18 protein-coding genes and 1 pseudogene are annotated in these 18,967 nt (G+C 27.3%); 8 read left to right on the top strand and 11 right to left on the bottom strand.

What is annotated here, in order from left to right; genetic code table 11:
• Nucleotides 1–52: 52 nt before the first annotated feature.
• The gene (locus tag F811_RS0113590) at nt 53–1,183 is read left to right on the top strand and encodes a DUF362 domain-containing protein (protein ID WP_020005785.1); all 1,131 of its coding nucleotides are present in this window, start codon (nt 53–55) and stop codon (nt 1,181–1,183) included.
• A gap of 72 nt (nt 1,184–1,255) precedes the next feature.
• Here the strand turns inward: F811_RS0113590 and mgtE are convergent, their stop codons facing one another.
• Nucleotides 1,256–2,620, bottom strand: coding sequence for a magnesium transporter (gene mgtE, locus F811_RS0113595; protein ID WP_020005786.1), 1,365 nt, complete (start codon nt 2,618–2,620; stop codon nt 1,256–1,258).
• A gap of 128 nt (nt 2,621–2,748) precedes the next feature.
• On the opposite strand from mgtE, the gene pfkA reads away from it, so the two are divergent.
• Nucleotides 2,749–3,729 carry a 6-phosphofructokinase gene (gene pfkA / locus F811_RS0113600; protein WP_013114772.1) on the top strand — a complete coding sequence of 327 codons (981 nt, stop codon included), beginning with the start codon at nt 2,749–2,751 and terminating at the stop codon, nt 3,727–3,729.
• Between the two features lie 33 nt (nt 3,730–3,762).
• Complete coding sequence (locus F811_RS0113605) at nt 3,763–4,515, top strand: WecB/TagA/CpsF family glycosyltransferase (protein ID WP_020005787.1); 753 nt, start codon at nt 3,763–3,765, stop codon at nt 4,513–4,515.
• A 70-nt stretch (nt 4,516–4,585) separates the two neighbouring features.
• Here F811_RS0113605 and F811_RS0113610 read toward each other — a convergent pair whose 3' ends face one another.
• From F811_RS0113610 to F811_RS0113625, 4 genes are all read right to left on the bottom strand, one after another.
• Nucleotides 4,586–5,626, bottom strand: coding sequence for a tetratricopeptide repeat protein (locus F811_RS0113610; protein WP_020005788.1), 1,041 nt, complete (start codon nt 5,624–5,626; stop codon nt 4,586–4,588).
• 17 nt (nt 5,627–5,643) lie between these two features.
• Entirely contained in the window at nt 5,644–6,606 is a 963-nt protein-coding gene (locus F811_RS0113615) for a hypothetical protein (RefSeq protein ID WP_020005789.1), read from the bottom strand.
• A gap of 199 nt (nt 6,607–6,805) precedes the next feature.
• Nucleotides 6,806–7,666 (bottom strand): DUF368 domain-containing protein, encoded by an 861-nt coding sequence (locus tag F811_RS0113620; protein WP_026364465.1) that lies wholly within the window; start codon nt 7,664–7,666, stop codon nt 6,806–6,808.
• 119 nt (nt 7,667–7,785) lie between these two features.
• A complete protein-coding gene (locus tag F811_RS0113625) occupies nt 7,786–8,169 on the bottom strand; it encodes a RidA family protein (protein WP_020005791.1) in 384 nt (127 codons plus the stop codon).
• Nucleotides 8,170–8,362: 193 nt separating this feature from the next.
• On the opposite strand from F811_RS0113625, the gene aroE reads away from it, so the two are divergent.
• From aroE to F811_RS0113640, 3 genes are all read left to right on the top strand, one after another.
• Nucleotides 8,363–9,214: a shikimate dehydrogenase gene (aroE, locus tag F811_RS0113630; protein WP_020005792.1), complete on the top strand. Its 852-nt coding sequence runs from the start codon at nt 8,363–8,365 to the stop codon at nt 9,212–9,214.
• 51 nt (nt 9,215–9,265) lie between these two features.
• Nucleotides 9,266–10,006, top strand: a complete 741-nt coding sequence (gene aroD / locus F811_RS0113635) for a type I 3-dehydroquinate dehydratase (protein WP_020005793.1) — start codon at nt 9,266–9,268, stop codon at nt 10,004–10,006.
• 89 nt (nt 10,007–10,095) lie between these two features.
• Nucleotides 10,096–10,950 (top strand): leucine-rich repeat domain-containing protein, encoded by an 855-nt coding sequence (locus tag F811_RS0113640; RefSeq protein ID WP_020005794.1) that lies wholly within the window; start codon nt 10,096–10,098, stop codon nt 10,948–10,950.
• Nucleotides 10,951–11,025: 75 nt separating this feature from the next.
• Here the strand turns inward: F811_RS0113640 and F811_RS0113645 are convergent, their stop codons facing one another.
• The 5 genes and pseudogenes from F811_RS0113645 to F811_RS17185 form a co-directional block, all read right to left on the bottom strand.
• The gene (locus tag F811_RS0113645) at nt 11,026–11,880 is read right to left on the bottom strand and encodes an amino acid ABC transporter substrate-binding protein (protein ID WP_020005795.1); all 855 of its coding nucleotides are present in this window, start codon (nt 11,878–11,880) and stop codon (nt 11,026–11,028) included.
• 33 nt (nt 11,881–11,913) lie between these two features.
• Entirely contained in the window at nt 11,914–12,735 is an 822-nt protein-coding gene (locus tag F811_RS0113650) for an amino acid ABC transporter substrate-binding protein (protein ID WP_020005796.1), read from the bottom strand.
• Between the two features lie 261 nt (nt 12,736–12,996).
• A complete protein-coding gene (locus F811_RS0113655) occupies nt 12,997–13,779 on the bottom strand; it encodes an amino acid ABC transporter ATP-binding protein (protein ID WP_020005797.1) in 783 nt (260 codons plus the stop codon).
• On the bottom strand, nt 13,763–14,413 hold the full coding sequence (locus F811_RS0113660; protein ID WP_020005798.1) for an amino acid ABC transporter permease: 651 nt from the start codon (nt 14,411–14,413) through the stop codon (nt 13,763–13,765). Before F811_RS0113660 ends, F811_RS0113655 begins: the two co-directional genes overlap by 17 nt.
• Nucleotides 14,414–14,543: 130 nt before the next feature.
• Nucleotides 14,544–14,653, bottom strand: a pseudogene (locus tag F811_RS17185) (transposase); the annotation flags it as partial.
• A gap of 649 nt (nt 14,654–15,302) precedes the next feature.
• On the opposite strand from F811_RS17185, the gene pyrB reads away from it, so the two are divergent.
• Nucleotides 15,303–16,382 (top strand): aspartate carbamoyltransferase, encoded by a 1,080-nt coding sequence (pyrB, locus tag F811_RS0113670; RefSeq protein WP_020005800.1) that lies wholly within the window; start codon nt 15,303–15,305, stop codon nt 16,380–16,382.
• Nucleotides 16,383–16,482: 100 nt separating this feature from the next.
• Nucleotides 16,483–17,700 carry a dihydroorotase gene (locus F811_RS0113675; protein ID WP_020005801.1) on the top strand — a complete coding sequence of 406 codons (1,218 nt, stop codon included), beginning with the start codon at nt 16,483–16,485 and terminating at the stop codon, nt 17,698–17,700.
• 34 nt (nt 17,701–17,734) lie between these two features.
• Here the strand turns inward: F811_RS0113675 and F811_RS0113680 are convergent, their stop codons facing one another.
• Nucleotides 17,735–18,946 (bottom strand): OmpA family protein, encoded by a 1,212-nt coding sequence (locus F811_RS0113680; RefSeq protein WP_020005802.1) that lies wholly within the window; start codon nt 18,944–18,946, stop codon nt 17,735–17,737.
• Nucleotides 18,947–18,967: the final 21 nt, after the last annotated feature.

Here is an 18,967-nt window from a genome sequence, read left to right on the forward strand (position 1 = left end):
TTTAATTCCTATATAATATATAAAAAATAGTTTTAATTTAGGATTAATTATTATGAGCAAAGTTGCTGTTATAAAATGCGAAAATTATAATTTAGAAGAAGTAAAAAACGCCATTAAAAGAGCTTTAGACCTTCTTGGAGGAATAGATTTATTTGTTAAAGAAAATGACAAAGTACTATTAAAACCCAATTTGCTCGCAGCAGAAACAGCAGAAAGATCCGTTACCACCCACCCTATTGTATTTGAAGCTGTGGTATCTATACTTCAGGAAAAAACAAAAAATATTTCTTACGGAGATTCTCCAGGTGTTGGAAGAGGAAGCAGTGTTGCATCAAAGGCTGGTATAGATGAGGCTGCTAATAGATTAAATGTTCAGTATGCTGATTTTGAAGAACCTGTTGGAGTTACATACGAAAATGGAGTGCAGGAGAAAAGCTTTACAATAGCTAAGCCTATTCAGGAAGCTGATGTTATAATAAGTCTGCCTAAATTAAAATCACATGCCCTTACAACTATGACTGGTGCTGTAAAAAATCAGTTTGGATGCATACCAGGGTTTAGAAAAGCTGAATATCATTTAAAGCTGCCTGATTTTGAAGATTTTTCAACTATGCTTCTTGATTTGAATAAACTTGTAAACCCTAAACTTTATATAATGGACGGCATTCTAGCAATGGAGGGAAACGGACCTAGAAATGGAAGCCCTAGAAAAATAAATGCTATATTAGTATCAGATGATGCAGTGGCATTAGATTATACAGCTTCACAGATAATATCATTCGATTATAATACTATACCCACTTTAAAAATGGGATTTAAACATGGTTTTTGCAATAAAGATGATATAGAAGTATTAGGAGATGGCATAGAAAGCGTAAAAGTTACAGATTTTAAAAAACCGCATAAAGGTTTAGGAATAGGAAGAAGTTTGATGAAATTAAGCAAATTCCCTATAATAAAAAGAATATTTGCTACTATTATACCAAAACCTGTAATAGATAAAAGTAAATGCGTAAAATGCGGAGTATGTGTTAAAGTATGTCCTGTAACACCATTAGCACTTAATTTTGATAAAAAAGGCAAAAACTCTCCTCCAGAATATTACTACAAAAACTGCATATCATGCTATTGCTGTCAGGAGCTCTGTCCGCATAAAGCTATATTTTTAAAAAGAAAGTTTTAAAAAACTTTTATTTTACATTTTGAGCCTTACATAATAATTTTTATATGCATAAACATTATAAAAAGTATATTACTAATGGGCAAACTTGCTTAATATAGTTGTAGCAAGTACCAAATATATAGCTGTACCGCTTATATCACATATAGAAGTTACCAAAGGTACGCTGCTTGTAGTAGGATCTTTTTTAAGCTTTACAAATAAAAAAGGAAGGCATAAACCTATTAAACTTCCTATAACTACAACTAGAACCATAGAAAGCGACACAACCAATGCTATCATCAAACCGCCTCTAAAAACAGCTATTAATGCTACAGCAATACTCATAGTAATGCCAAGCGTAAGAGAAACAAGTATTTCTTTACACAGCATAAAAAACCAATCACTTTTTTTTACATCACCAACAGATAAACTTCTTATTATAAGAGTAGAAGACTGTGCACCTGCATTTCCTGCACTATCTATCAAAAGTGGTAGGAAAAATATTAGAGAAACATACTGACTTATTGTCTCTTCAAACATACCTATAACGTACCCTGATATAATATTAACAAATACCAAAATAAAAAGCCAAGATATACGCCTTTTATATAAAATTAAAGGATTGGTCTGTTTTATATTTCCGTCAAAATCATCATCAATACTAATAGCACCCAATTTGTGAAAATCTTCTGTATCTTCTTCTTCTGCAATATCAAATATATCATCTATGGTAACTATTCCAATCAAAGCATTTTTGGAATCCACAACAGGTATATAAAGCAAATCATATTTTCTTCCTATGCGTACAGCTTCCTCTTGGTCTGAATATACTGATAAATATATAATATCCGTATGCATAAGCTCCTCTATTTTCTCATCATGAGAAGCAAATAACAAATCTTTTAATAAAATATATCCTAATAATGTTTCTTTTTTATCTACAACATATATCACTTCAAAAGTTTCTGAATCTTTACCGTATTTTCTAATATAGTCTAAAGTCTGCTTTACAGTATATTCTGGAAATACATCAATATATTCAGGCGTCATTATACGTCCTATACTGTCTTCAGGATATCCCAACAACTGCCTTGTAATATTAAGGTCTTTCTCCCCCATTAAAGAAAATATCTTTTTTGTAATATCAGCTGGAAGCTCCTCAAAAAGTGAAGTTCTGTCATCTGGACTCATATCATGCATAAGTTCTTTAAGCTCATTATCGCTCATAGAAACTATGATTTTTTCCTGTTCTTCTGGCTCAAGCTCTGAAAATACATATGCGGCATTTTCTCTAGATAAAAGTCTGAAAACTATACTTCTGTTTTTATCATTATCCAGTATACGTATAATATCCACTACTTCAGCAGCATGCATATTAGAAAGCAAATACTTAAGTTTATCCCATCTCTGATTTTCTATAATATTAATAATTTCCGTATATTCTTTGTTTTCTATCATAATTTTTTTTATATTTTGTATATCAATTCTTTTATTATTATTATATAATATATAACATTATATAATATAATAAAAAAAATCCAATAATATACTTGAATATTATGAAAAAATAAAGGAGTTATTGTAATATGTCTGATATAAAAAAAATTGGTGTATTAACAAGCGGCGGAGATGCCTCTGGAATGAATCCTGCTATAAGAAGTGTTGTAAGAACTGCAATAGCCAATGGTTTGGAAGTAATGGGAATTAAAGAAGGATATCAAGGACTTATGTATAATGATGTATACCCGATGACAGCTGGAAGTGTAGGCGGTATTATTAATCATGGCGGTACAATATTATTTTCTGCAAGATCGCCTGAGTTTCAAACAGAAGACGGTATGAAAAAAGCTGCTGATAATATGAGATATCATGGTATGGATGCTTTAATAGTTATAGGCGGAGACGGAACTTATAAAGGTGCTTTGGATTTTTATAATCATCACCCTGATTTTCCTATAGTGGCGATACCTGGTACTATTGATAATGATATTTTTGGTACTGATTATACTATAGGTTATGATACAGCTGTTAATGTAGCAATGGATGCTATTGACAAATTAAGAGATACTGCTACAAGCCATGGAAGATGTTTTGTTGTTGAAGTTATGGGAAGACATGCAGGATACATCGCATTAGAAGTGGGTATAGCTTCAGGGGCTGAAGATATACTAATACCTGAGACTCCTACTGATATGGATAAAATAGTAGAAGAACTACAAATAGCTAAAAAAAGAGGAAAAAAATCTTCCATTATAGTTGTTGCTGAAGGCGATGAGTCTGGCGGTGCTATGGAAGTAGCTAAACAAATAGAAGGTAAAACGGGTTTTGATACACGTGTTACTATACTCGGACACATGCAAAGAGGAGGTTCTCCTACTTCAAGAGAACGTTTAATGGCTGCAAGATTCGGATATATTGCTGTTAAGGCTTTACTTGAAGGTAAAAAAAATGTGGCTGTTGGTATTTGGAAAGGAGAATATACTTACACTCCTTTAACAGATGCTGTAAAAAAAGTGCCTAAAGTTGATCCTATAGACTTAGCACTATGCAGAACACTTGCTATATAATTTGAGAAATTGATAAATAGAGGATTAGATATTATGATAGAAAACAAGTCCGTTTTAGGTGTTAGAATAGATAATTTCAAAGCAAGTCTTGAAGAAATATTAGATTACCTTAAATATGGAAAAAATATACTCATAGTATCTTTGGACGTGCATCAATTATTAAAAGTTCATTATAATAAAAAATTAAAAGAGATTGTTAATAATGCTTCTTTTGTAATTGCTGCACACCCATCTATAGCTAAAGCATATAAATTTATACATAAAGAAGAATTAAATTATATAAATAATTTTATTTTATTTTCAAAAGTTCTAGACTACATAGAAAATAAAAAAATGTCTATGTTTTTGTTTGGAGATGAAGAAAAATATTTCTTTACTATATCTGAAAAAATAAAAAAAATATATCCCGGTATATATATGATGGGGAATTATCAAAATACAAAAGACAAAAAAGAATTAGATAAGGCATTTATAGGATTTAAAAAAATAGAGCCTGATGTATTTTTAATATATATGAACTTCAAAAAATCTTTATATTGGTTCAACAATAATAAAGAAAACTTAGACATGAAATTCTGCATACCTTTCAAAAAACCTCTTGACAGTTTTGCAGGAAAAATAAAGCCTCCAAGTATGGAAATACTAAATAAAGATAAAAACGAAAGATTTTATCTTAAAAAAAATATATTCAGAATATTTTTATATTTTAATTATATGAGATTCTGGATATTAGTATTCTTTGAAAAAATAACAACAAAAAAGCCTAAAGAAAACATCAATTCTTAATTTTAATAAATAATTATATTACTTATTATTTTAAACTTAATAAAGTACAAAGTATATATAAACAGAATAATTAATTAATAGCTAAAAGTGTTTCCTGTAAAGCCTGCATATACTCTCTTGCTCTTGATGCATTAGGATTAGCAGGATATTCTGATACAAAATTATCTAAAGCCTTATAAGAATCGGAATATCTTCCAACTTTGAAATACGATAAACCTATATAAAGAAGTGCCTCAGCGTCTAATGTATAAACATTATTAAGTCTAACCCTATTATAATAATCAATAGCTCTGTTATAATTTTTTTCATTATAATAAGACTGTGCTATCCTAAATAAAGCCTCTTCAGCATACTCTGTTCTAGGAAATAATTCTGCTATTTTTGTATAGTACATTCTCGCTTTTGTATAATTTCCTTCTACAAAAGTTTTATGTGCCATTGCAGGAACTTGTATTAAATATGTTCTTACAACTTCATCATAATATACGCTTGTTTTATTATATTTAAGGAAATCTTCATAAGTTTCAAAAGCTCTGTCATATTCATTCATATTAAAATACACTCTTGCTCTTCCTAAAACTGCTAACTCTCCGTCAGCTCTTAAAAAATAACTTAATGCTTCACCGTATTTTTTTTGAAGGAAAAGCTGGTACCCGTACTGAATATTCATTTTTGAAGCCAAATCTTTATCTGCTGTCTTTAAGTTTTCCTGCAATTTTGAGATTATATAAGGATCGGCACTATTTTCCAATCTTGAAATATCCGCATAGGCTAAAACTGCATTTGTAGAATAATATGCAAAATTAGGATTATTGATTATGTCTGTAAGTCTCTCTTTTGCCAAAGAATATTTTTTTAATCTTTTTAATGAATCTGCAACCATAAAATATGATTCTGCTATATTGGTTATAGGTCTGGATCTGCTGTCTATGGATAAATATTCATTTAAATTATTAATAGCATCTTCATAATTTTCTATCTCATAGCTTCTTTTACCTTTCTGAAAATATCTTTCTGGAGAAGATAAGGCAGAAACCTTTGTAATAAATACTCCGCCTAAAATAGCTACTATTGTTATAACAGATGCCAAAACTGCTGCATAAGTCTTCATAAATATTTACACTCCAATCATAAATCGCTTAAAACCTGATTAATCCAAAAATTAACCTCTTGGGCATTATAAGTTTTTATTCTGTTAAAAACTCCCAATGCATTATTCTTCCTTCCTAAATATTTATAGCATTTTCCTAAAAGCAAATTAATCTTATAATAAATATCATTATTAATATTTCTTGCCGATATTGGCTCGAGAATATTCGCGGCTGATAAATAATTTTTATTTTTAAACTCTGCCAATGCCCTATTATAATCACTATTATATTTACTGATTAAAGATGACGAAGAAGCATTATTATTATTATTATTATATCTATTTGTTACAGAATATATATTAGTCAATGTATACACATTTGTAACTGAATATACATTAGTTTGTATATATGTATTTGTTATATTATTAGTATTAAATACAGTATTTGAAATTTGGTTGGTATTATACGTATATACTGAATTAGTATTTGAAGCTAAATTATTATTAGTATACACCTTAATATTAGAAAATCCATTAAAAACTATTGATGATGTATCAACATTATCTTTTGCACTATAAAAAATTAAATCATCTGCATAAGAAACAACTGCATAATAGTATTTAGATGATAATATTGGTCTGTCTAATATAGAATAATGTTTAGAAGCATTAGTTGCTTTTATATAATCTACAACAGAAGAATCTATTAAAGAAGATTTCCCTATTATAGGATTTATACTTCTGTAAAGATAGTATACTACACTTCCGTCATTTATACCGTCCCACTCTATAATTAACGTATTACTATTTGTTTCTGAAGCTGATATCCTTATATTTTTTGCAAATCTTTCAGCATTTGGAAGATTATTTATCAAATCTTCATTGTATATAGATGATGATGTTTGAGTATACAATACATTTATAGATATATAGAAAAATATTATGCTTACAAAAGCAAATATTAAATATATTCCATTTTTTTTAGTTCTTATTTTTTTCATGCAGTTATCCTTATATACACTGCAAAAATTCTCGGAAATGAAATATATAAAATTTAATATAGCAAAATACTAATTAAAACAATGTATACAAATACATTATAATATACTTAAATAAAAAGGCTTAAAAATTACAATTTATTTACTTTAATAAAATAATTATAATCTTTTAAGCCTATATAACTTATTAATATCATTAATATTATATCTTCTCCATAACAATAGCCACCAAAAATCCAACACACATAGAAATAACAGTAGAAGCAAGCATAGGAATACTTAAAGCTGTTATATTAGGCCATAAACTTAGAAAAGATACTATTATAATACCAAGTACAAAGCCAAATAATATAGATTTATATTTTTGAAGTAATACCGTCACCAATTTGGATATACTAAATATACCTATAACAACGCCAAAACCCAAGAATATTAAAGGTATCAATAAAGATAAATTAAAAGTTTCAACAAATGCTGATATAAAGTATGATATATTCTCATATTCCCCTAGTATTAATAACAGTAAAGAACCTGATATACCAGGTATAACCATAGCTACAGCAGCAGCAATACCGCATAAAAATAATTTGATACCATAAAGAATTGAAAAAGATCCAGTATATATGGCAGTATCACTTACAGGCTTATTAATATCAAAATACACAAATATAGACATAATAAAAGCCCCAAGTACAAATGCTATAAATACTTTAATATTAAACTCTTCTACAGTCTTTGTTATAAATGGAAATGAACCTAATATAAGTCCCACAAAAAATATTCTTGTAGGAATAGGATAATGGGTAAATGTATAATTAATGAGTTTAAGAAATAATACTATAGAAATGGCAGCTCCAATTGCAACAGGTATTAATACTTTCAAACTCTCTTTAATGTCAGACCATTTAAGTTTTATTAATGCTTCAGGCAGAATGGATATTGAATATGTCAGTTTTTCATATATTCCAAGTACAAAAGCAATAGTACCTCCTGAAACTCCCGGAATAGCATTTGCGATCCCTATAGCCATTCCTTTTATAAAATATGATATGTAATTTCTCATCGTTTCCTCTTTTTTAATAAGTTTATTAAATTTATTTTTTATATATTCATAATTTTCATAAAAAAATGCCATGAATATAAAATTATACTCATGGCTATTATGTAATTCAAATTTATTAATTAGCTTATAACAGCTATTATTTCAACTTCTACTAATGCATCTTTTGGAAGAGATTTTATTGCAACTGTACTTCTTGCAGGAGGATTTTCTGGGAAATATGCAGCATATACTTCATTGAATGCAGCAAAATTAGCCATATCAGTTAAAAAGCAAGTAGTTTTTATAATATTAGCCATAGTTAAATTTTCTGATTCTAAAAGACCTTTTATATTTTCCATAACTCTTTCAGTTTGTTTTTTTATATCATTTTCAGCCATATTTCCGCTTACTGGATCCAAAGGTATTTGACCTGAAGCAAAAATGAAATTTCCGCTTTTCACAGCTTGTGAATAAGGTCCTATAGCCTGCGGAGCTTTGTGTGTTTTAATGATTTTTTTATCCATAATACTAATTCTCCTTTCTATTTTTATATATTTTTTTTCATTACTTTATTATGTTAATTATAATTAGTTTTTGCAAAATATCAAGTAATTAAACATTATTTTTAAGAATTAAAAATAGTATTAATTGACAATAATAAAAATTATATTATTATTAATAGCAGTATTTTTTTATATTTTATAAGGTTATTTGTCTATGAAAATAAACTCTTCAACTATACTAACTGCATTATTCGCTTCTCCATGCAGACATAGTATATCACCTATTATGCATAATGAAGCATTTAATAAACTTAATCTTAATTACACTTATTTAGCTTTTGAAGTAGATAAAAATAATTTAAAAGACGCTGTAAACTCTATAAAAATATTAAATATGAGAGGCGTAAATCTATCAATGCCAAATAAAAAAGAAGTAATAAAATATCTTGATAAAATATCAGAGGCAGCAGAACTCACTCAAAGTGTTAATACTATAGTTAATGATAATGGAATACTCACAGGATACTCTACTGACGGAGAGGGTTTTATAAAATCATTAGAAGAAGAAAATATATTTATAAAAGATAAAAACATAACAATACTAGGTACTGGAGGGGCTTCTATAGCTATAATATCACAGGCAGCTTTGTACGGGGTAAAAGATATATATGTTTTTAAAAGAGATACAAACTGGAGTGAACAAAAAAAGATTATTGATAATATAGCAGAAAAAACTAACTGCTCTATAGAACTATTTTCACTTGAAAATAAAAATATTTTAAAAAGAAAAATAGATAACAGCAGTATATTAATTAATGCCACAAGTATTGGTATGAAAGAAGATGTTTCTTTGATAGAAGATAAAACTTTTTTTAGAGATGATTTAGTTGTAAGCGACTGTATATATAGTCCTGCAAAAACAAAATTACTTAAAATAGCTGAGAAAGAAGGATGTAAAATAATAAATGGCATGGGAATGTTATTATATCAAGGGGCACTAGCATTTGAACTTTGGACTAATGAAAAAATGCCTGTAGAATATATAAAAAATATTATATTTAAATAAATCTAATAATTGTAAAATTGCTAAGTATACACAAATGAGAGGATTTAGAAAATGAAAAATATAGTAAAAGTAAAAAATATAAAATTAGGACAAGGAACACCAAAAATATGTATACCAGTAGTAGAAAAAAATGAAAAAGATATAATAAAATACATAAAAGAAATAAACAAACTTCCTGTTGATATTATAGAGTGGAGAGCAGATTTCTTTATAGATGACACTTCAAATTTTGATTATATAATATCCATCTCTAATGAAATAAAAAAAACAACAAACAAGCCTGTATTATTTACATTAAGAAGCATAAAGGAAGGCGGAAATATAAAATATAATAATTCTATAATAGATTTATATGTCAGCATTATAGAAAATAAATGTTTTGACTTAATAGATTTAGAATTATCAACATTGAAAGATGATAATATAAAAAAATTAATAAAATTATCAAAAGCAAATAATATAAAAACAATAATATCAAATCATGATTTTAATAAAACACCTTCAAAAAAAGAGATAATATCAAGAATAAAAAAAATGATAAAATTAAAATGCGATATAGCAAAAGTAGCATACATGCCTAAAACCAAAAAAGATGTAATAACATTATTAGATGCTTCAAATGAAATAAAAGATTTTCCTATAATAGCCATATCTATGGGAGAACTTGGAATTATAAGCAGAATATTCGGCTCTATACTAACATTTGCCTCAGCTAAACGTTCATCAGCACCAGGTCAATTAGAAGCTATGAAACTTAAATATATTTTAGACAGCATTTATACAAAAAATTAGATTTTTTTATATTTTTTCATATCAGCGACAAAATCTGTCATAGCCTCCTACTATAATCATAATATATGATTAAAAAAAGGAGAATGATTATGAAAAATATATCATCAAAAAACAATAATGAAATAATAAACAATAAACTAGAAGTTCTATATGATTTCTTTGAAAAGAATAATATAACTAAATTAAAAAAATATAAAAAAGAAGATTTATTAAATATCAAAGATTTGGATTTAAGCAGTATTAAACTTAAATATATACCAGATGAAATAAGTATATTAACAAATCTTAAACGTTTAGATATATGCAATAATGATATAGATAAATTTCCAGAATGTATATTGTCGCTAAAAAACTTAAAATATTTAGATATTAGTTTTAATAAAATAAAATCAGTACCAAAAAAAATTATTGTCTTGCAGGATATAGAAGAAATAGATATATCTAATAACATGTTAAAAACTTTTCCTAAAGAAATATTTGAACTAAAAAAATTAAAAACTCTTAATCTGTCTGGATATTCATTAGATGAAATTCCTAATGAGGTATTTTCTTTATCAAAATTAGAAGAATTAGATATATCAAATAATAATATAGAAAATATATCTAATAAAATTTCAAGATTAACCAATTTAAAAAAACTTTATATTAATAATAACAAAATAAAATCTATTCCCAAAGCAATAACAGAGCTTCCAAAATTGAAAATTTTATCATTGCTGGATAATAATTTGAAAGTTATAAGTAAATATATAGGAAATATAAATACTTTGGAAGAGTTCTATTTCAGCAGCGATTCATTAATAACTATAGAAAATGATTTTTATAATTTAGAAAATTTAAAAAGGCTTTATATAAAAGGAAACTTATCATCTTTACCAAGTGAAATTTATAAATTAAAGAACTTAAAATATTTATATATAAATGGCATGATATTAAAGAGCTGATAAATTTAACTATCAATAAAAAAATAAGACAAGAGTATGTATTTACCCTTGTCTTATTCTCAATGATATCTATGGCTACTTTATAATTAAGTCTTTACCAAACCATTTTACTGATATATTAGAAGCTGTTCCATCAGATTTTATCTCATCTAATATTTTATCAATTTCTTCTAAAAGTTTTTTATCAGATTTTTTTATCCCTACAGCATATAAACCATCTGTAAAAGGAGTGCTGTATACTATAGTAAAAGGAGCATTTTTTTGAGAGATATAATACTCAGCAAACACATCGTCTATTATCACAGCATTTAATCTCTCATTTTGCAAATCAGCAAGTGCATCAATATTTCCATTATACTGACGTAATTCTTTTATCTGTGAAACTATAGGGTGATTTGCTATTTGTTCATAATTACCGCCGTATTGAACACCTACAACTTTACCTGCCAAATCATCTATGGAATTAATGCTTTCATCACCATTATGTTTAACAATAATAAGCATATTATTCAAATATGGCTTTGAAAAATTCATGTACAATTTTCTTTCATCGCTGATATTAAGCCCATTCCAAAGTACATCTATCTCCCCATTAGTCAAAATGGATGTAGATTTTCCCCAATCTATGGATTTAGCTTCAAGCTGAACTCCCATACGTTTAGTAACTTCTCTCGCTAAATCAATATCAAAGCCAACTATTTCGCCATTATCTCCTACAAATCCCATTGGAGCAAAAGTTTCATCTAAACCAAGTACTAATTTTCCTGCATTTTGTACTCTTGATAAAGAATTATCTTCTTCCAGAACTTGAATATCATCTTCCTCAACTATATCGATATTATTTAGAGGCTCATTTTTATTATCTTCTTTAGAACATGAAACGCTCAATAATAAAAAGAAAGCCAATATAATAACTGATGTTTTTTTCATTTTTATTTTTCTCCATAATAAAAAATATAATTATTATTTTAAAACTATATCTTTAGCAAACCATTTCTGAGATATTTCAGCAGCCTTTCCATCAGCTTTCATCTCATCCAATATTCTGTCAACCTCTGCCAAAAGTTTTTCATCACTTTTTCTAAATCCTACACCGTATAACTCTTCTGTTAAAGGACTATTATCCACTACAACAAAAGGTGCTTTCTTTTCTGATATATAATACTGAGCAGCTACTTCATCTATAATAACAGCATCTATTCTTTTAGCCTGCAAATCCAAAAAAGCATTTACATTAACATCATATCTGCGTATTTCTTTAGCATTTTTACTTGCAGGATCAGCAGTTAATGCTTCATCATTACTTCCAACCTGAACACCCAATACTTTTCCTGCCAAATCATCTTTAGAATTAATAGCAGCATCATCAATAGCTTTTACTATAACAAGTCTGTTATTAAGATAAGGTTTAGAAAAATTAATCTGCTGTTTTCTAGCTTCATTAATAGTAACACCATTCCAAAGCACATCAACATCGCCTTTATTAAGACTTAATATAGAACTAGACCATTCTATAGGTTTTATCTCTAATGTTACACCAAGTCTTGAAGCAACTTCTTTGGCTAAATCAATATCAAAGCCTACAACTTCTCCGTTTTCATCTCTAAAACCCATTGGAGCAAAAGTATCGTCCAAACCTAATACTAATTTACCAGCGTCTTTTACCTTTTGAAGGGAGTTATCTTCAGCTGATTCTGATGCTGTATTATTATTGCTTCCTGAATTATTACAGCTTATAATTACTGCAAAAGAAGCCAATAATAAAAAAGTTAATATACGTTTCATAGTTTTTTCTCCTTAAAAAATTTTGTATTTATAATATTTTTAATTAGCTTGTAAAAATAATTGGCTCATAAATTAATGACTTTTATCGATGATTAGCATAATGAAATGATAAAAAAAGAGTATGAGAAATATTGTATAAATAATAATTATTCATAAGTAACTCCATAACCTACTTCATTGCTATGTATTGTAATACTATTTAAGAAAATAGTCAATATTTATTTGAGAATTAATTTATAATTTTTGATTTTTAGTAAAATATTATTTATGAAATATTTTATTTAAAAAATCTTTAATTCTATCATTACTCTGATTATTAAAAAAATTATCTGAAGTATCCATAGCGATAATTTTTCCGCCGTCCATAAAAGCGATATTTGTAGAAAGTTCATGCACAAAACTTATTTCATGACTTACAACTATCATAGTCATTTTTTCTTTAGCAAGCTCTTTTAATACAGATAAAACCTCACCTATTAATTCTGGGTCTAATGCTGATGTAGGCTCATCGCAAAGAAGTATTTCTGGTTTCATAGCCAAAGCCCTTGCAATTGCAACTCTCTGTTTTTGCCCTCCTGATAATTCATTAGGATAACTATCTTTTTTATGTTTAAGCCCTACACTATCTAAAAGTTTTAATGCCTCTTCAATAGCTTCATATTTATTCTGCTTCTTTACTATAATAGGAGCTTCTATTATATTTTCTAATGCTGTCTTATGAGGAAATAAATTAAAATGCTGAAATATCATACCTATTTTTTCTTTACGCTTCATAAAATCTGTATGGGGAATATTTAATGCCTTTTCTCCTTCTTTCTTACAAAATAAAACTTCATTATCTATATAAACCTCTCCATAGTCTGGCTCTTCTATCTGTATAATATTTCTTAAAAGCGAACTCTTCCCAGCTCCTGAAGGTCCTATAATAGAAAGTATATCTCCTTTATTAACCGTAAATGATACTCCGTTTATAGCTGGAGTGTCTTTATAATGCTTTTTTATATTTACAACTTTCAAATTAGTTTCTTTAGTTTCTGATGACATATTTCTTCTCCAATTGTCTGAATACAAGAACCAAAACAGAAGTAAAAAGCAGGTATATAATAGCTGCTATAAAAAATGGAAGTAATTTATAATCTCTAGTAAGTATTTGTCTTGCATGAAGCATTAAATCTCCTATACCCAATACTATAACCAAAGCAGTATCTTTTATTAAGTTAATAGCTTCATTAGAAAGCGGAGGAAGTACTCTTCTTACCGCCTGAGGAAGTATTATTCTAGTCATAATCTGTCTGTAGCTTAAATTAAGAGCAAAACCAGCCTCATACTGACCTTTCTCTATACTTTCAATACCAGCTCTGAATATCTCCATAAGATATGCAGAATAATTAAGTATAAAAGTTACAGCAGCAGATGTAAAAGCTGGAAAAGCTATCATATTATTGGTCATAAGAGGAAGACCATAATAAAAGAATATAAGCTGAAGTATTAAAGGAGTTCCTCTGAATATCCAAGCATATATATCAAAAATATACCTTACAAACTTTGGAGCACTAAACTGCAATGCTGCAAAGAGCATAGACAATGGAAGAGAAAATATTGCCGTTACAAAGTAAAGACATAAAGTGGTATACGTTCCCTTTAATAGATACAAAGTAGTAGATATTACATAATCCATAAATAAAGCCAGTAAATATAATATAAAAGTTAATTGAAATACAATTATAATACTATTTGTAAAAATATCAATAAGAAAAATAAGCTATTTATGTTTAAGAGATATTGCATAGGAAGCACATATATTGCATTTAAGTATTCCTTAATTTCTTAAAGTATAATATAGTAGTGTCATAATTTAAAAAAGAGTGTATTCTTTGTAGTTACAAAAATTATTATATTTTATTAATTTTTGATTAGAAAAATAATAAAATTTTATTTAGTGCTATTATGCATACTTTAAACATTACAATTGTATCAAGGTGAAATATTATGTTTTAAATAAATATTTACTATAAGTAATACTATACTATACGTCCTGAATAAATATATGCAAAATATTAAAGTATACAATTTATATTTATCATAATTTTATTTTCCAATAGTAATAATTACTAATATTAAATTTTAAAACCTATACTATTTTATTTTTAACTTTATTGATAATCTCTACTATCTTTTTTTCTGATTTATGTTATATTGTTTCACAGGTATTCCTTTTTGTTTGTTGTGATAATTTAAATTATAAGGAATACCTTCTTTTTTAAACCAAAAATGTGCAATCTATGGCTCTTAAACAATGTTATATGAAATTTAAACTTGATTTTTTTGCACACTCATGATATAATCCGTTCAATTTGAGATAAAATAGGATTTAATATGAAAACTATATTTTTAGAATATAAGATTATTTTTTATTTATTACCCTGTTTTATTCATTTGTTTAAATTAACAAATTTGGAATTTTTTAAAAATCAAGGAATAAAGTTGTTATCTTTAACAATTTTATTCCTTTTTTTTATTCCAAAATCAAAAAACTATTATCATAAATTATTTTTAAGGGAGCAAAAATGAAAAACTTTATATCCATCAAAGAGTTATCAAAAGAAGAAATTATTGAGGTATTGGACACTGCTAAAAAATTGGATAACACTGACAGTGATGAAAGAAGAAAAATTATGGACGGTAAAATTATGACCAGCATATTCTTTGAACCTTCCACAAGAACAAGATTATCATTCACTTCAGCAGCTTACAGAATGGGATGTAAAGAATTAGGATTTGACAACCCAGATAAAAGCTCTATAATGAAAGGTGAATCTTTGAGAGATACTCTTATAATGGTTTCTGCTTATTCTGATATTATAGTTATGCGTCATAATATAGACGGTGCTGCCAAATTCGCAGAAGAAGTTACAAATTGCCCTGTTATAAATGCTGGAGACGGCTCTAATGAACACCCTAGCCAAACGCTGCTTGATTTATACACTTTAAGAGATGAACTTGGAAGTATTGAAAATAAAAAAATAGCTTTTGTAGGGGATACAAAATATGGAAGAACTGTTCATTCATTATCCAAAGCTTTGAAAATGTTTAATGGAGAACTTTACTTTGTTTCACCTGATATTATACAAATACCTGACTATATATTAAAAGAATTAGACCAAGCTAAAATAAAATATAAAAAACTTAACAGCTATGAAGAGATATTAAAAGATATAGACTGCCTATATATGACAAGGATACAGAAAGAAAGATTTGATAATATTAATGAATACGAAAAAGTAAAAAATGCTTTTAATATATCAAGAAAAGATATAGAAGGAAAATGCAAAGATAATATGATAATAATGCACCCTCTTCCAAGAGTAGATGAAATTAATATAGACCTAGATAATACTAAATATGCTAAATATTTTGTACAGGCTAGAAACGGAGTTCCTACAAGAATGGCTATGCTTGCACTTGCTACTGGAATAATAGAGTCAAAAGCAAAAAGAAAAGAAATAGACTATGAAGTAGTAGAAAATAAAGAAATGGTTTGTACTAACAGTAAATGTGTTACTCACTTTGAACAGACAAAAAATAAAGTAGCAAAAAGAAGTTACGGAGATTTCTGCTACTACTGTAATAGAGAAATAGGAAAATAATATTTTATAATCTAACAATAATTGATAGTAAAAGTATAATTAATGCTTTTATTATCAAAAATTATCTCTAAACAATCATCAATATAATAAAGGCAGTAATATGATAATAAAAAATGCTAAAATAATAGAAAGCAGCAATATAGTTTCCATCATAATAAAAAATGAAAAAATAAAAGAAATAGATTTTGACAATAATTTTCAAAACTATAAAGATGATGATATAATAGACGCTAATTATAATTATGTGATTGCAGGTATAATAGATCCTCATGTTCATATGAGAGATCCCTGTCTTACTCAAAAAGAAGATTTTAATTCTGGAAGCAAGGCTGCAGCAAGAGGCGGAGTTACTTCTTTTTTGGATATGCCTAATACCATACCAAATACTATCACAAAAGAAAATCTAATTGCTAAAAAAAATATGATGATAGGAAAATCTTATGTTGATTATGGTTTTCATTTTGGCGGAAGTAAAGCAGATAACAGTGATGATATAAAAAATATTATTAATGATGCAGCATCTACAAAAATATTTTTTAATGCCTCTACTGGAAATATGCTTGTAGAAGATGATAAAATATTAGAAAATCTATTTGAAAGTTCTAAAATAGTTACAGTACATGCAGAAGATAAAATGGCTGACAAAGCAATAGAAATAGCTAAAAAAACAAAAACACCATTATATTTATGCCATATATCATTGGAAAGCGAAATCAATTCACTAAAAAAAGCAAAAGATTCTGGAATGGTGATTTATGGAGAGGCAGCTCCTCATCATTTATTTTTAAATACTGAAGATGTTAATAAAAATGAAAAAAATAAAATGCTTTTAAGAATGAAGCCAGAATTAAGAGAAAAATCTGATAATAAAGCATTGTTAAACGCAATATTAGATTCTACAATAGATACTATAGGAACAGATCATGCTCCTCATTTGATAAGCGAAAAATTGCAAAAACTTACTTTCGGAGTACCTTCTGTAGAACATTCATTAGAACTAATGCTAAACAAAGTAAATGATGGTACAATGGATTTAAAATTATTAACTAAAATTATGAGCGAAAATGCTTCAAAAATATTCGGGATAAAAAATAAAGGCATGTTAAAAGAAAATTATGATGCCGATTTAGTAATAATAGATATGAAAGACCATTCTACAATAGAAGAAAAAGATATAATTACTAAAGCAGGCTGGTCTCCTTATATAGGTTTTAATAGAGGCGGTAAAGTATTAACTACTATAGTACGCGGAAACAAAGTATATAATAATGGTATATTTACTGATAAATTTATAGGCAAAGAAATAATTTATAATTAATTTTTAAAATTATAATTCTAAAAAATAAAAATTATTATCTTAATTTTATTATGATATCAACTCTTCTATTTTTTTGTCTTCCCTCTGCTGTATCATTAGAAGCGATAGGCTCTTCATCAGCAAGACCTTTATAGGATAATTTGTCATGCTCAAGATTAGGAAGTATATAATCTGCTACAGATTTAGCTCTCTTTTCTGATAATTCCTGATTATATTCTTTTCTTCCAGTATTATCTGTATGCCCTTCAACTATAATTTCTCTGTCTGGATAAGTTTCCTTAATAGCTTTTACAATATTATCTATAGTGTTTTTAGCTTCTGCTTTTAATGTGTAAGAATCAGTATCAAATAAAATCTCTCCAAGTCTTACAACCAACCCTTCTGGAACTGTATCTATAGTAACATTATCATCATCATACAAATCATCTTCTAATTTTTTTCTATTGTAATCTTCTTCTTCTTTAGTAATAGAGTCATAAATTTTATATGTGCTTATAATATTCATTTTATATTGAAGACTTGCATACGATAATTCTCTGCCGTATCCGAATAATATCTGATATCTTTCCTGCTGAGAAACTGGAATATTTTTATCCATATCCCAAAGAAAAGTACCATAATTAAATCCGTATATTCTTTCTGGATACCCTTTTCTTGAAAGTCCAGCCTGAAGTAAATCTTTATCAGTCATAATATGATATTGTATAACAGCATTTCTGCTTCCATCATCATTAGTTTCAATATTTGCAAATAAATAGTCTGCTGATAATGCCATAGTAAGATTAGGAGCATTATTTACTTTAATAATCTCAATAGATTCTCTGTTCCAAGATTCTGTAAGTTTAATTTCATTATCTGGAAAAGTAGGAACATGCCTTACATTTGGCATAAAGTAATTATAAGGCACTTCAAATTTACCATTAGTATGTATAATAAAATCGCTTGTATACTCTTCGTCAAGATGAAAAACTTTTTCACCTTTCATCATTCTGAAAATTTTAAATACTCCGCTAACTCTGTATCCGCCTTTAGGTGCAATAGCAATAACAGTTAAATCAACAATATTTCTTTCTTTATATGTACTTGTTAATATACCATTCTCATAATATTCAACATCAGCAGTTTTAACAGATTCTATTCTTTTACCTTTCTCCAAATTCCAATAGAACTTATGAGTTATTTCAGAAAATACTATACTAAAGAGTAATAGCTGAAATATCAATACAAAAATACTAATTCTTTTCATAATGAAACTACGTTATTATAA

Source organism: Brachyspira innocens ATCC 29796, assembly GCF_000384655.1.
Classification (GTDB): Bacteria; Spirochaetota; Brachyspiria; order Brachyspirales; family Brachyspiraceae; genus Brachyspira; species Brachyspira innocens.

Bases quoted from the DNA above. Each gene is read 5' to 3' on its own strand.
- F811_RS0113590 (WP_020005785.1), top strand. From the start codon at position 53: ATGAGCAAAGTTGCTGTTATAAAATGCGAAAATTATAATTTAGAAGAA.
- mgtE (WP_020005786.1), bottom strand. From the start codon at position 2,620: ATGATAGAAAACAAAGAATATACGGAAATTATTAATATTATAGAAAAT.
- pfkA (WP_013114772.1), top strand. From the start codon at position 2,749: ATGTCTGATATAAAAAAAATTGGTGTATTAACAAGCGGCGGAGATGCC.
- F811_RS0113605 (WP_020005787.1), top strand. From the start codon at position 3,763: ATGATAGAAAACAAGTCCGTTTTAGGTGTTAGAATAGATAATTTCAAA.
- F811_RS0113610 (WP_020005788.1), bottom strand. From the start codon at position 5,626: ATGAAGACTTATGCAGCAGTTTTGGCATCTGTTATAACAATAGTAGCT.
- F811_RS0113615 (WP_020005789.1), bottom strand. From the start codon at position 6,606: ATGAAAAAAATAAGAACTAAAAAAAATGGAATATATTTAATATTTGCT.
- F811_RS0113620 (WP_026364465.1), bottom strand. From the start codon at position 7,666: ATGAGAAATTACATATCATATTTTATAAAAGGAATGGCTATAGGGATC.
- F811_RS0113625 (WP_020005791.1), bottom strand. From the start codon at position 8,169: ATGGATAAAAAAATCATTAAAACACACAAAGCTCCGCAGGCTATAGGA.
- aroE (WP_020005792.1), top strand. From the start codon at position 8,363: ATGAAAATAAACTCTTCAACTATACTAACTGCATTATTCGCTTCTCCA.
- aroD (WP_020005793.1), top strand. From the start codon at position 9,266: ATGAAAAATATAGTAAAAGTAAAAAATATAAAATTAGGACAAGGAACA.
- F811_RS0113640 (WP_020005794.1), top strand. From the start codon at position 10,096: ATGAAAAATATATCATCAAAAAACAATAATGAAATAATAAACAATAAA.
- F811_RS0113645 (WP_020005795.1), bottom strand. From the start codon at position 11,880: ATGAAAAAAACATCAGTTATTATATTGGCTTTCTTTTTATTATTGAGC.
- F811_RS0113650 (WP_020005796.1), bottom strand. From the start codon at position 12,735: ATGAAACGTATATTAACTTTTTTATTATTGGCTTCTTTTGCAGTAATT.
- F811_RS0113655 (WP_020005797.1), bottom strand. From the start codon at position 13,779: ATGTCATCAGAAACTAAAGAAACTAATTTGAAAGTTGTAAATATAAAA.
- F811_RS0113660 (WP_020005798.1), bottom strand. From the start codon at position 14,413: ATGGATTATGTAATATCTACTACTTTGTATCTATTAAAGGGAACGTAT.
- pyrB (WP_020005800.1), top strand. From the start codon at position 15,303: ATGAAAAACTTTATATCCATCAAAGAGTTATCAAAAGAAGAAATTATT.
- F811_RS0113675 (WP_020005801.1), top strand. From the start codon at position 16,483: ATGATAATAAAAAATGCTAAAATAATAGAAAGCAGCAATATAGTTTCC.
- F811_RS0113680 (WP_020005802.1), bottom strand. From the start codon at position 18,946: ATGAAAAGAATTAGTATTTTTGTATTGATATTTCAGCTATTACTCTTT.